The 13,291-nt window shown below is 74.0% G+C and carries 12 protein-coding genes; 10 read left to right on the plus strand and 2 right to left on the minus strand.

The window, feature by feature from the left end; genetic code table 11:
• Positions 1-134: 134 nt before the first annotated feature.
• The 5 genes from AC07DW_RS21850 to AC07DW_RS21870 all read left to right on the plus strand — a co-directional run bounded on the left by AC07DW_RS21850 (position 135) and on the right by AC07DW_RS21870 (position 5,562).
• Positions 135-377 carry a hypothetical protein gene (locus AC07DW_RS21850; protein WP_189548494.1) on the plus strand — a complete coding sequence of 81 codons (243 nt, stop codon included), beginning with the start codon at positions 135-137 and terminating at the stop codon, positions 375-377.
• Positions 378-431: 54 nt separating this feature from the next.
• Positions 432-1,796: an NYN domain-containing protein gene (locus AC07DW_RS21855; RefSeq protein ID WP_478859338.1), complete on the plus strand. Its 1,365-nt coding sequence runs from the start codon at positions 432-434 to the stop codon at positions 1,794-1,796.
• A gap of 310 nt (positions 1,797-2,106) precedes the next feature.
• Entirely contained in the window at positions 2,107-3,132 is a 1,026-nt protein-coding gene (locus AC07DW_RS21860; protein WP_478859339.1) for a C40 family peptidase, read from the plus strand.
• Between the two features lie 248 nt (positions 3,133-3,380).
• Entirely contained in the window at positions 3,381-4,412 is a 1,032-nt protein-coding gene (locus tag AC07DW_RS21865) for a C40 family peptidase (RefSeq protein ID WP_478859340.1), read from the plus strand.
• Positions 4,413-4,440: 28 nt separating this feature from the next.
• Complete coding sequence (locus AC07DW_RS21870) at positions 4,441-5,562, plus strand: hypothetical protein (protein ID WP_478859341.1); 1,122 nt, start codon at positions 4,441-4,443, stop codon at positions 5,560-5,562.
• Here the strand turns inward: AC07DW_RS21870 and AC07DW_RS21875 are convergent.
• Positions 5,519-6,814 (minus strand): glycosyltransferase 87 family protein, encoded by a 1,296-nt coding sequence (locus AC07DW_RS21875; RefSeq protein ID WP_478859342.1) that lies wholly within the window; start codon positions 6,812-6,814, stop codon positions 5,519-5,521. The two genes, AC07DW_RS21870 and AC07DW_RS21875, sit on opposite strands and share 44 nt — an antisense overlap.
• Positions 6,815-6,921: 107 nt before the next feature.
• Between AC07DW_RS21875 and AC07DW_RS21880 the strand changes: the two genes are divergently transcribed.
• Positions 6,922-8,064, plus strand: a complete 1,143-nt coding sequence (locus AC07DW_RS21880; protein WP_478859343.1) for a glycosyltransferase family 4 protein — start codon at positions 6,922-6,924, stop codon at positions 8,062-8,064.
• A 201-nt stretch (positions 8,065-8,265) separates the two neighbouring features.
• Here AC07DW_RS21880 and AC07DW_RS21885 read toward each other — a convergent pair whose 3' ends face one another.
• Entirely contained in the window at positions 8,266-10,062 is a 1,797-nt protein-coding gene (locus tag AC07DW_RS21885) for an AMP-dependent synthetase/ligase (RefSeq protein ID WP_478859344.1), read from the minus strand.
• 257 nt (positions 10,063-10,319) lie between these two features.
• Between AC07DW_RS21885 and AC07DW_RS21890 the strand changes: the two genes are divergently transcribed.
• The 4 genes from AC07DW_RS21890 to AC07DW_RS21905 all read left to right on the plus strand — a co-directional run bounded on the left by AC07DW_RS21890 (position 10,320) and on the right by AC07DW_RS21905 (position 13,258).
• Positions 10,320-11,087, plus strand: coding sequence for a metallophosphoesterase family protein (locus AC07DW_RS21890; RefSeq protein ID WP_478859345.1), 768 nt, complete (start codon positions 10,320-10,322; stop codon positions 11,085-11,087).
• A gap of 64 nt (positions 11,088-11,151) precedes the next feature.
• Entirely contained in the window at positions 11,152-11,604 is a 453-nt protein-coding gene (locus tag AC07DW_RS21895) for an SRPBCC family protein (protein ID WP_478859346.1), read from the plus strand.
• A 29-nt stretch (positions 11,605-11,633) separates the two neighbouring features.
• A complete protein-coding gene (locus tag AC07DW_RS21900) occupies positions 11,634-12,776 on the plus strand; it encodes an ArsA family ATPase (protein ID WP_478859347.1) in 1,143 nt (380 codons plus the stop codon).
• 38 nt (positions 12,777-12,814) lie between these two features.
• Positions 12,815-13,258, plus strand: coding sequence for a DUF5304 domain-containing protein (locus AC07DW_RS21905; protein ID WP_478859348.1), 444 nt, complete (start codon positions 12,815-12,817; stop codon positions 13,256-13,258).
• Positions 13,259-13,291: the final 33 nt, after the last annotated feature.

Raw genomic sequence — 13,291 nt, forward strand, 5'->3', positions numbered from 1 at the left:
AACGGAGGGAGCGGGACAGGGTGCCTCGCCGCGCCACGGGGTACCCGCGAGGCCGTAGGGTTACGGGACGCACACCCGCAGTTCGACGGCGCACCGCGGATCCCGGACCCGGCACGATGGAAGAGGACGGAACGATGACGACGGTTCCCCTGCCGACCGCGACGACCCGCTGGCGCTGCACGCTCTGCGGCAATCTGACCCGCTTCGACGTCACGCGCTCGTCCAAGGTCGTGGAGTACGTCCATCTGGACCTCGCGGGCGAGCCCACGGTGGAGGAGCGCGAGGTGGTCAGTGAGACCATCGAGTCGGTCCGCTGCCGTTGGTGCAACGCGGTGGACCGGATCGAGCTGGTGGACAGGCCGGACGCCGCTTCCTGAGGGACCGGAGGCGGTCCGGCGGGCCAAGACGGACGGGTAGTGGGGTGACGAATCGTGGAGCAGCCCGACAGCGGCGCTGAGCCGGCCGGTGCGGCCGGTGACGCCGCCGAGGCGCTCGACCGCCCGCTGCCCGACGGCGTGCGGCGCCGGGTCGTCGCGCTGGTCTCCGACGCCTTCGGCGGCCTGACGGTCGCGGAGCTCCCCGCGCAGCTGCGCCAGTACGCCCGGTTCACCCCGTCGCGCCGGGCCAAGTTCGCGGGCAACGCGATGGCGGCGGCCCTGGAGGGCGACCCGGTGTTCCGCCAGCGCATCGGCGAGCGCCTCAAGGAGGGGCAGCCGGAGCTGGCCCGCGCGGTCGAGTCCGGCGCCCCGCCGGCCGCCGCCGACCCGGTGGACGTCGCCGCGACGGCGTACGTGCTCCGCCCCGCCGGCTGGGTCAAGCTGGTCGCCGCCGCCGGTGAGGAGGCCCAGCGGGCGGACGCCGAACGCGCCGACGAGGCCGGCCGGCGGGAGCTGGAGCGGCTGCGCGCCGAACTGGCCGAGGCGCGCGCGCACACCAGGACCGAGACGGAGCGGCTGCGCGCCGAGCTGGACGCGGCGCGCAAGGAAGCCGAATCGCTTCAGCGCAAGCTGCGCAGCGCCCAGAGCGACGTGAAGCGCGGTGAGGCGGCCCTGCGCCGCAGCCGGGCCGACGTCGAGGGCGTCCGCGCCGAGGCGGCCGCCCAGGTGTCCGCCGCGGAGAGCGAGACGCGGCGCCTCAAGGCCCGCCTCGGCGAGGCGGAGGCCGCGCTGGAGGCCAGCCGCCGGGCCACCCGCGAGGGGCGCTCGGTGGAGGACATGCGGCTGCGACTGCTGCTGGACACCGTCCTGGAGGCGGCCCAGGGACTGCGCCGCGAGCTGGCCCTGCCGCCCGTGTCGGTGCATCCCGCGGACACCGTCGACGCGGTGGAGCCGGGCCGGATGTCGCCCAAGGACATCGCGGCGCGCGCGCTGTCGGAGACCGACCCGGCGCTGCTGGACCAACTGCTGGCGCTGCCGCAGGCGCACCTGGTGGTGGACGGCTACAACGTCACCAAGACCGGCTATCCGACCATGCCGCTGGAGAAGCAGCGGCTGCGGTTGCTGGGCGGCCTGTCGGCGCTGGCCGCCCGGTCGGGGGCGGAGGTCACCTGTGTCTTCGACGGCGCCGAACTGGCGGCCCCGGTGCTGCTCGCGCCGCCGCGCGGGGTGCGGGTGCTGTTCTCCAAGCCGGGCGTCACGGCCGACGAGCTGATCCGCCAGCTGGTGCGGGCGGAGCCACCGGGCAGGCCGGTCGTGGTGGTCTCCACCGACCGTGAGGTCGCCGACGGGGTCGCCAAGGCCGGTGCCCGGCCCGTCGCGTCCGCCTTGTTGCTGAAGCGGCTTTCGCGCGTCTCATAACTCATGGGCGCAATGCCCGGTTTCGGGAAACGTACCGTCAACTGCCCATGACTTACCGTGGACTGTATGTAAAGAATGTGGCCCCTGAGCGAGATTTTTCGCATGAGGATTTGAACTGATCACAAGATGGTCACTAGGGTCTGGCCACGAACCTCCGCGCAGTTGATCGCTCATCGGGAGCGACAGCGGAGGAACCGCCTAATTCCGTGCGGTCCGGCCTGTTTCGCGGGGGAGCCGGGCCACGTGCGGAGCCGGGGCCCCGAACCCACAGCCCGGCAGGCGGCGTAGAGGAATGAAGGAGCTCGCCTCCGTGGCGTCCCACCGTCGTCCCAAGCAGCCGAGCCGCGCCCGCGTGACCGTGCTCACCGCAACCGCCGCCGCTGCCGTCGCCCTGTCCTCCCAGGCAGCTCAGGCAGACCCCAAGCCGAGCAAGACCGAGGTCAAGGCGAAGGTCGACAAGCTCCACCACGAGGCCGAGGTCGCCACCGAGCAGTACAACCTCGCCGACGAGCAGCGCGGCAAGCTCCAGAAGGAGGTCGACGCCCTCCAGGACAAGGTCGCGCGCGGCCAGCAGGAGCTCAACGAGCTGCGCAACGGCCTGGGTTCGGTCGCCACCGCCCAGTACCGCTCCGGCGGTATGGACCCCTCCCTCCAGCTGCTGCTCTCCTCCGACCCGGACAGCTACCTCGACAAGGCGTCCGCCGTCGACGCCATCAGCGCCAAGCAGGCCGAGGCCCTGGAGACCATCCAGGCCAAGCAGCGCGCCCTGGCCCAGCAGCGCGCCGAGGCGACCACGAAGCTCGCCGGCCTGGAGGACGTGCGCAAGAACCTCGCCGAGAAGAAGAAGGCGTACCAGGCCAAACTCGCCGAGGCGCAGCAGCTGCTCAACACCCTGACCGCCGAGGAGCGGGCCAAGATCCAGGAGCAGGAGCAGCGCGCCAGCCGGGCCGCCAGCGACCGCGTCGAACTCGGCAACGAGGTGCCCGCCTCGCAGCGCGGCGCCGCCGCGCTCGCCGCCGCCGACACCCAGGTCGGCAAGCCGTACGTCTCCGGCGCGGAGGGCCCCAACTCCTACGACTGCTCGGGCCTGACCCAGTGGGCCTACCGCCAGGCCGGTGTGGCCATCTCCCGCACCACCTACACCCAGCACAACGACGGTGTGAAGATCGGCCGCAGCCAGCTCAAGCCGGGCGACCTCGTCTTCTTCAGCAACCTGTCGCACGTGGGCCTGTACGCCGGCAACGGCCAGGTGCTGCACGCCCCCTACCCGGGCACGGTCGTGCGCTACGAGGCGATGGAGTACCTCGGCGACTTCCAGTTCGGCGTGCGTATCTGACCCCCGTGCCCGCCCGCACACCTTTGACGCGCCCGAACCCCACGCCCGATCGGGTGGTTCACCACCCTCCAAGCTGACGCTCCGCCCCGCCGGTGACCTTGTGGTCTCGGGCGGGGCGCCGTTGTTCGACGCCCGTACGGTCGCTGGCCGCGGTGTGATCGCCCGGCTACTGTCTGGCGCGCAACAGCCCGCACGGCCGGTACGGCATCGGCCGCACGGCCTCACGTCAGCGGAAGGGAGCGCGGTTCGTGGCGTCCCATCGCCGGTCCCCGTCGTCCTCGTCATCGGTGCTCTCCCGGAGCGCGAAGGTCACCGTCCTCTCCGCGGCGGCGGTCACCGCCGCCGCGTTCGGCGCCACCCCGTCGAGCGCCGACCCCGGCACCGGGGAGCGGACCGCCCGCGCCGAGGTCGACCGGCTCTACGAGCAGGCGGAGCGGGCCACCGAGGGCTTCAACAAGGCGGACGAGCGCGCCGGCGTGCTCCGCGAGCAGGTGTCCCGGGTGCAGGACGGCGTGGCCCGGGGGCAGGAGCGGATCAACCGGATGCGCGGTGTGCTGGGCGCCGTCGCCGGCGCGCAGTACCGGTCGGGCGGCATGGACCCCGCGCTCGCGCTGCTGCTCTCCGAGGACCCCGACAACTACCTCGACAAGGCCGCCGCCCTCGACCGGATCAGCGAGCGGCAGGCCACCGCCCTCGCCGAACTGAGGCGCGCCCAGCGCGACCTGGCCCAGCGGCGTGCCGAGGCCGGCCGGCTGCTCACCGAACTGGAGCGCAGCCGCGCGGCCGTGGCCCTCCACAAGCGGACCGTCGAGCGGAAGCTCGCCGAGGCGCGGGCCCTGCTCAACTCCCTCACGGCCAAGGAGCGCGAGGACTTCGACCGGGCCTCCCGCTCCGGCCGCGACGACCTCCCGCCGCCCGGCGGGGAAGCCGCGTCGGGCCGGGCCGCCGCCGCGGTGGCCGCCGCCCGCTCCGCCCTCGGCAAGCCGTACGTGTGGGGCGCCAACGGCCCCTCCGGCTTCGACTGCTCGGGACTGACGCAGTGGTCCTACGCGCAGGCGGGCGTCGGCATCCCCCGCACCTCGCAGGCCCAGCGCGACGCCGGGCGGCACGTCCCGCTGTCCGAGGCGCGCCCCGGCGACCTGGTGATCTACCGGGACGACGCCAGCCACGTCGGGATGTACGTCGGCGACGGCCAAGTGGTGCACGCCCCCTACCCGGGCGCGCCCGTGCGCTACGACCCGGTGGGCATGATGCCCGTCTCCGCGGTCACCAGGGTCTGACGTCGCACGCGGCCGTAGGATCGGGAGGATGTGGGTCCGGAGGCGTACGGCGGGGGCGGTGCTCGCCCTCTGCCTGCTCGCCGGCGGCTGTACGGCCCGGACGCCGCGGCCCCCGCTCGACCCGGCCCCGCTCCAGGCGGCGGCCGACCGCCGGGCGGCCGAGGTACGCGCCCGCGCCCTGGCCGGGGTGCCGCTCGGCTCCTGGTCGTACCGGGTGATCGAGGCGCGGCGGGACGGCGACGACCGGGCGACCGCGCGGGCCGAGCTGAGCTACCGCGTCGCCGGGTACGACGGCGGAGCGGTGACCGGCGAGCGGGCGCTCGTGCTGGCGCGGCGGGACGGGCGCTGGCGGGTGACGTCGGACCGGCCCGCACGCGGCGAGGCCCCGCAGCTGTGGGAGCAGGGCGACATCGACGTCGTCCGGGGCAGGCGGAGCCTCGTCCTGGGCGTCGGGCAGAGCGCCGAGCGGCTGCGCTCCGTCGCCGCGGCCGCCGACCGCGCGGTGCCCGCCGTGTCGGACGCCTGGCCCGAGGGCTGGGCGCGGCGGGTCGTGGTGCTCGTGCCGGGCTCGCTCACGGCGATGGGCGCGCTGCTGGGGGAGCCGGCGGCGGGGTACCGGGGGATCGCCGCGGTCACCACGGGCCGGGTCGGCGGCGGGCCGGACGCCCCGGCGGACCGGGTGATCGTCAACCCGGAAGCGTACGCGGAGCTGGGCGCGTTCGGGCAGCGCTTCGTGCTCGCCCACGAGACGACCCACGTGGCCACCCGGGCGCACACCTCGGCGGCCACGCCGCTGTGGCTGTCGGAGGGCCTCGCGGACTGGGTGGCCTACCGAGGAACGTCCCGCGATCCGGCCCAGGCCGCGCCCGGGCTGCGTGACGCCGTCCGCGCGGGCACCGTCCCGGCCGCCCTGCCGACGGACGGCGACTTCTCCTTCGCCTCGGACCCGGACGCCCTGGGCCGCGCGTACGAGGGCGGCTGGCTGGCCTGCGAGCTGATCGCCGAGCGCTGGGGCGAGGGGAAGCTGCGGGAGCTGTACCGGGTGACGGGGACGCACGGAGTGGAGCGCGCCCTGGGCGAGGTGCTGGCGACCACCCCGGCGGCCTTCACCGCGCAGTGGCGTGGTCACCTGCGGGAGCGGCTGGGGTGACGTCCGGCCGGCGCGGCCCGGCGCCGGCGGTCTGCGCCGGTACGGTGGCGAGCTCGCGCAGGCGCGGCTCGGTGACCGTCCGGCGCCACAGCTCGCGGCACGCGGTGAGGGTGGCGGCGACGAGGAGACCGTTGCGCACGGTCAGCAGCGTGATGCCCCACAGGTCGCTGTGCACGACGTGGGTGAACCAGATGGGGAACTCCAGCAGCGTCACGCCCGTGGCCGCCAGGACCATCTTCGCGGGGCGGGCCATCCGGCTGGAGCGGAACACCAGGCACACCGCCGCCAGCCCGACCAGCCAGATCATGTACTGGGGGCTGATCACCCGGCTCGTGGTGGTGAACAGCAGCACCGCCGCGAACGCCGCGTCGGCCGGCGTCGTCGTACCGAACTCGCGCGCCCGCAGCCGCCACACCAGCAGCCAGCCGAACGCCGCCACCGTCAGCGCCAGCGCGGCGGTGGAGACCACCGGCACGTACGGGCCGAGGAACTCCACCGACCCGTAGTTCAGCAGCACCCGCCCCTCCCAGCCGAAGTTCCGCGCCACGTGGAAGACCAGGGACCCCAGCGACTCCACCTCGGTGCCCCGGTCCCGCTGGAAGGTCAGGAACGCAAGCGCGCCCGGCATCGCCGCCGTGCAGGCCAGGAGCACCACCGCCCCGGTGACCGCCGCGGCGGTCCAGGAACGCCGGGTGACGGCGCCGCGCCGGGTGCCCGCCAGCAGCAGCGCCGGCCAGACCTTCAGCAGCGCGCCCGCGCCGGCCAGCGCGCCCAGCACGCGCGGGTGCCGGACTCCGGCCAGCAGCGCGGCGACCGCGACGGCGGTGACCATCAGGTCGTAGCGCGCGTACGCCGTGGGGCCGAGCAGCGGAACGCCCGCGACCCAGACCCACGCCCCGGACAGGCACTTGCCTGGACGGCGCCCCGCGTAGAGCAGCAGGCCGAAGACGACCGCGTCGCAGGCGAACACCAGGACGAAGAAGGCGGAGGCGTAGTCCAGGAAGGGCAGCAGGCCGGGTGACAGGACGGCGAGCGCGGCGGCCGGCGGGTACTGCCAGGTGACGTCGTCCAGCGGGTACGTGCCGGTGCGCAGCACGTCGTACCAGCCCTGATAGATCACCGAGACGTCGCTCGTGACGTCGGGTCCGGGCAGGACGAGGACCTTGAAGACGCAGAGCAGCAGCAGTGCTCTGGTCAGGAGCCATATGCCGACGACAGGGAGCGGGAGCCGGGTGCCGCTGGGGCCCTTCATGCAAACCTCGTCCGGGTGGGTGGGTGGGTGGGCGGTCGGGGGTGGTGGTGCCGGGCGGGACTGTGCGTGAGCGGTGGTGCGGCGCCGTTCGGTACTGTCGGCATGCGATGCACAAGACCTTGATCGTAACCAACGACTTTCCGCCCAGACCCGGCGGGATTCAGGCGTTTCTGCACAACATGGCGCTCAGACTCGATCCGGAACGGATCGTCGTCTACGCCTCCACGTGGAAGCGCGGCCGGGAGGGGGCCGAGGCGACCGCCTTGTTCGACGCCGGACAGCCGTTCACGGTTGTCCGGGACCCCACGACCATGCTGTTGCCCACACCGCGCGTGACCAGGCGGGCGGTCGGCCTGCTGCGCGAGCACGGCTGCGAGTCGGTGTGGTTCGGCGCGGCGGCCCCGCTGGGCCTCATGGCTCCCGCGCTGCGCCGGGCCGGCGCGCGGCGGATCGTCGCCACGACGCACGGCCACGAGGCGGGGTGGGCGCAGCTGCCGGGCTCCCGGGGGCTGCTGCGCCGGATCGGCGAGGGCACGGACACGATCACGTACCTCGGCGAGTACACGCGCTCCCGCATCGCGGCGGCGCTGACGCCCGGGGCGGCCGGGCGGATGGTCCAGCTGCCGCCGGGGGTCGACGAGAAGACGTTCCACCCCGGCTCGGGCGGCGACGCCGTGCGGGAGCGGCTGGGCCTGGCGGGCCGGCCGGTCGTCGTGTGCGTCTCGCGGCTGGTCCCCCGCAAGGGGCAGGACACCCTGATCAGGGCCATGCCCGCGATCCTCGCGCGGGTGCCGGACGCGGTCCTGCTGATCGTCGGCGGAGGCCCGTACGGAAAAGATCTGCGCCGGCTCGCCGACGAGACGGGTGTGGCGGGATCCGTACGGTTCACGGGCGCGGTGCCGTGGGAAGAGCTCCCGGCGCACTACGGGGCCGGTGACGTCTTCGCGATGCCCTGCCGCACGCGGCGGGGCGGGCTGGACGTCGAGGGCCTCGGCATCGTGTACCTGGAGGCCTCCGCGACCGGGCTCCCGGTCGTCGCGGGCGACTCCGGCGGCGCGCCGGACGCCGTCCTGGACGGGGAGACGGGCTGGGTGGTGCGGGGCGGGTCGCCGGCCGACTCCGCCGACCGCGTCGTCACGCTGCTGGAGGACCCCGAGCTGCGGCGCCGGATGGGGGAGCGGGGCCGGGCGTGGGTCGAGGAGAAGTGGCGCTGGGACCTGCTGGCGGAGGAGCTGAAGCGGCTCCTGTGAGGAGGCGCCGTTGGGCGGCGTCCGGCGAGGCCCCCGGCCGGCGGGCCGGGCCACCGGACACGCGCGTGCCACCCACCGGACACGCGCCTGCCACGGTCCCGCCGGCCCCGTCGTGGGCGCGGCCCCGCACGCAGCCGTCCCCGGGACGCGGGGCGCGTCCCGGGGACGGGGAGGTGTACGTGACCGGCTGGGCCGGGCCGGTCAGGCGCGGTAGATCGCCTCGATCTCGTCGGCGAAGTCCTTGGCCACCACGTTGCGCTTCAGCTTCAGCGACGGCGTGATGTGCCCGGCCTCCTCCGTGAACTGGGCGGTGAGGACACGGAACTTCCGCACCGATTCCGCTTTGGAGACCGCCGCGTTGCCGTCGTCCACGGCCCGCTGCACCTCCGCCAGCAGGTCCGGGTCCTCGCGCAGCGACGCCGCCGTGGAGCCGGCCGGCTTGCCGTGCTCGGCGGCCCAGCGGCCCAGGAACTCCTCGTCGATGGTGACCAGCGCGCCCACGAACGGGCGGCCGTCGCCGACCACCATGCACTCCGCGACCAGCGCGTGGCCGCGGATGCGGTCTTCGATCACCGCGGGGGCGACGTTCTTGCCGCCCGCGGTGACCAGGATCTCCTTCTTGCGGCCCGTGATGGCCAGGTAGCCGTCCTCGTCCAGCGTGCCGATGTCCCCGGTGTGGAACCAGCCGTCGGCCAGTGCCTCGGCCGTCGCGGACTCGTTCTTCCAGTAGCCCGAGAAGACGTGCTCGCCGTGGACGAGGACCTCGCCGTCGTCCGCGATCCGCACCACCGAACCGGGCAGCGGCTGGCCCACCGTGCCGATCTTGGGGCGGTCGTACGGGTTGAACGCGGTCGCCGCGCACGTCTCCGTCAGGCCGTAGCCCTCCAGGACGGTGAGGCCGATGCCGCGGTAGAAGTGGCCCAGCCGCTCACCCAGCGGCGCCCCGCCCGAGACGGCCGCCTGACAGCGCCCGCCCAGGACCGCGCGGAGCTTGCTGTAGACCAGCTTGTCGAAGACGAAGTGCTTCACCTTCAGGCCCAGCGACGGGCCCTCGGGGGTGGAGGTGGCGCGGCTGTAGTCGATGGCCGCCTGCGCGGCCTTGTCGAAGATCTTGCCCTTGCCCTCCGCCTGCGCCTTGGCACGCGCCGAGTTGTAGACCTTCTCGAAGACGCGCGGGACGCCCAGGATCAGCGTCGGCCTGAACGCGGCCAGCTCGTCGGTGAGTTCCTTGATGTCCGGTACGCAGCCGAGGCGGATCGGCGCCAGGACGGAGCCGACCTCGATGAGCCGCCCGAAGACGTGCGCGGCCGGGAGGAAGAGCAGCGCCGAGCACTCGCCGGTGCGGAACAGCGGTTTGAGCCGCTCCACGACGTTGCCGCACTCGGCGAAGAAGTTGCGGTGCGTCAGGACGCAGCCCTTGGGGCGGCCGGTGGTGCCGGAGGTGTAGACGATCGTCGCGATGTCGTCGGCCTTGGCGGCCGACGTCGCCTCGTCGAGGGTCTCGTCGGGCACGTCGGCCCCGGCGGCGGTCAGTTCGTCCACGCCGCCCTGGTCCAGGCGCCAGACGTGCCGCAGCTCCGGAAGGTTCTCGCGTACGGACTCCACCGCGGCGGCGTGCGTCCCGGTCTCCACGATCGCCGCGACCGCGCCCGAGTCGCTCAGGATCCACTGCACCTGCTCGGCGGAGCTGGTCTCGTAGACCGGCACCGTCACGGCGCCGGCGCTCCAGATCGCGAAGTCCAGCTGCACCCACTCGTACCGGGTGCGGGAGATCAGGGCGACCCGGTCGCCGGGGCGCACGCCCTTGGCGATCAGGCCCTTGGCGGCGGCCCGGACCTCGGCCAGGAACCGGGTGGCGGTGACGTCCGTCCACACGCCGTCCACCTTGCGGCCCATGACGGCGACATCTGGGTGCTGAGCGGCATTGCGGCGGATGAGATCCGTCAGGTTGCCGTCCGTGGGGACCTCGTACAGGGCCGGAAGGCTGAACTCGCGCAAAACTGCTGCTCCTCATCGGGCGCCGGCGCCACGGCTCTGTGTGATGCACCGGTTGCGGTCCAAGATCGGGCAGGTGCTCGGTGGGGGCGAGCACGACTGGACTGCCCGGACGTTACCCACCAGTACAGGGTTCCCGATAGGGGAGCCGGTCAGATGTTCGCTGCGTCACACGTGAATGGCTGTACTTGACGCACAGTAGTCCACTCCTGTGACGACGTGGAAGTAACCGCAGGTCCGACCCCCTATGGTGGACCGGCATGAGGGTCAACGTGATCAGCGATGTGCACGGGAACGTCGAGGACCTGGCAGCGGCGGGGGAGGGCGCCGACGCCCTGATATGCCTCGGCGACCTGGTGCTCTTCCTCGACTACCACGACCACTCACGCGGCATCTTCCCCGACCTCTTCGGCGTGGAGAACGCCGACCGGCTCGTGGAGCTGCGCACCGCCCGCCGCTTCGACGAGGCGCGGGAGCTGGGCCGCCGCCTGTGGGCCGAACTGGACCTGGACCGCGAGACGGCCATCGAGGCCGCCGTGCGCCGGCAGTACGCCGCGCTGTTCGCGGCCTTCCCGACCCCGACCTACGCCACGTACGGCAACGTCGACATCCCCGGCCTCTGGCACGAGTACGCCGCCCCCGGCACCACCGTCCTGGACGGGCAGCGCGTCGAGCTCGGCGGCCGGGTCTTCGGCTTCGTCGGCGGCGGGCTGCGCACCCCGATGCGCACCCCCTACGAGATCTCCGACGAGGAGTACGCGGCCAAGGTCGAGGCCCTGGGCGAGGTCGACGTGCTGTGCTCGCACATCCCGCCGGAGGTGCCGGACCTGACCTACGACACGGTCGCGCGCCGCTTCGAGCGCGGCAGCCGCGCCCTGCTCGACGCCATCCGCCGCACCCGGCCCCGGTACGCGCTCTTCGGCCACGTCCACCAGCCGCTGACGCGGCGGATGCGGATCGGGGCGACCGAGTGCGTCAACGTGGGACATTTCGCGTCGACCGGGCGGCCATGGGCCCTGGAATGGTGAACCCCGCCCACGCGATAGCCTTCACCCCACAGGGATTCGGTACCGCACTGGAGGAGCCACCGCGATGGCGGAACACACCAGCTCGACCATCGAGATCGAGGCGGCGCCGGCCGACGTCATGGGAGTGATCGCCGACTTCGCGCGCTACCCGGAGTGGACGGGCGAGGTCAAGGAGGCGGAGGTCCTGGAGAGGGACGCCGCCGGCCGCGCCGGGAAGGTCCGCCTGCTGCTCGACGCCGGCGCCATCAAGGACGACCACACCCTCGCGTACACCTGGACCGGCGACCACGAGGTCGGCTGGACGCTGGTCAAGTCCCAGATGCTCCGCGCCCTCGACGGCTCCTACCGCCTCGCGCCGCTGGACGGCGGCACCCGCACCGAGGTGACCTACCAGCTGACGGTGGACGTCAAGATCCCGATGCTGGGCATGATCAAGCGCAAGGCCGAGAAGGTCATCATCGACCGAGCCCTGGCCGGCCTGAAGAAGCGCGTCGAGTCCGCCCCCGCCTCCTCCTGACCCCGGCACGCCCCGTAGCGTCCCGGGACATGCGAACCATCCTGGTCACCGGCCCCGGCGGCGCCGGGCGTACCACCGTCGCCGCCGCGACCGCCCTCGGCGGGGCCCGCCGGGGACAGCGGGCCCTGTTCCTGACCGGCGAGCGGGCGGTGCCCGACGGCTGGTTCGGCGAGGGCCCCGACGGCGGTGACCGGCCGGTCGTGCGCCGCGTCGACTCCGGCGCCCACTTCCGCGCCGAACTGCTGGCCCTCCAGGAGCGTGCCGCCCCCGCCCTCGGACTGCTCGGGGCCACCCCGCTGGCCGGCGAGGAGCTCACCGAACTCCCCGGAAGCGACCGGTTCGCGCTGCTCGGCGCCCTGCGGGAGGCCGCCGCCGAGGACTGGGACCTGGTCGTCGTCGACATGCCGCCCGTCCTCGACGCCGTCGCCGTCCTGGCCCTGCCCGAGCAGCTGCGCCGCTACCTGCGCCGCCTCCTGCCGCCCGAACGGCAGGCCGCCCGCGCGCTGCGGCCCGTGCTCGCCCAGCTCGCCGGCGTACCGATGCCCGCCGACTGGCTGTACGAGGCCGCCGCCCGCCGCGACGCCGAACTCGCCGCCGTAGAGGCCCTGATCGCGGACCCGGCGACCACCGTCCGGCTGGTCGCCGAACCCGGCCCGGCCGCCGCCCGCACCCTTCGCGCCGCCCGCGCGGGACTGGCCCTGCACCGCCTCGCCGTGGAGCCGGTCGTCGCCAACCGGATGCTGCCCACCTCGTCCCCCGACCCCTGGCTGGCCGGCCTCGCCGCGCAGCAGCAGGCACACCTCAAGGCCCTGGGCGACGGCGACGCACGCGAGCTGCCGCACCTCGGCCACGACCCCCGGACCGCCGGGGACCTCGCCCGGCTGGAGCCCCCCGCCGCCCCACCGGCCCCCGTGCCGCCCTGGACCGTGCAGGACCGCCGGGAAGCCGACGGCGTCCTGGTCTGGCGCATCGCCCTGCCCGGAGCGGAGAAACCGGACCTCGGCCTCGTCCGCCGCGGCGACGAACTGGTGCTCACGGCCGGCCCCTTCCGCCGCGCCGTGCCGCTGCCGTCCGCCCTCCGCCGCTGCACCGTCTCCGGGGCCGCCCTCGACGACGGGGTGCTGAGCGTCCGCTTCGTCCCCGACCCGGATTTGTGGCCCCGCACGCGGTAACGTCGGGAGTACCACCCACGCTGCCGCAGGAGTACGCCATGAGCGATGGCACCCAGCATCCCGACGCCGACGCCGACGCCTGGGCGAAGGCCTGCGCCGAGGACCTGGCCGCGGAGAAGGCCCGCCGCCGCGGCACCGACGGCCCGCCGCCCGGCAGCGCCGCCGAGGAGTTGCGCAAACTCGTCGACGCGGTCGCCGACAAGGTCGCCTCGCTGCGCACCCCGTTGCTCGGCATGGGCGCCCAGGGCGCCGTACAGCAGTTCGTCAGCCAGGCGAAGGCCGCCGTCGAGCCGGTCATCGAGCGGAACCCGCAGGTCTTCGACCACCTCGCGGCCGCCGGCAACGAACTGCTGGCCGCCTACCGCTCCGCCGTCGAGGGCCAGGAGCGCCGATGGACCCGCGGACCGGACGCCCCTCCGTCCCCGGGCGCGAAGCGGGACGAGGACGGCCCGGACACCACCGAGCACATCGACCTCGACTGACACCGGGTACGGTTGGCCGTAGCGGGGCTCGAC

Source organism: Streptomyces sp. NPDC045701 (genome assembly GCF_056432045.1).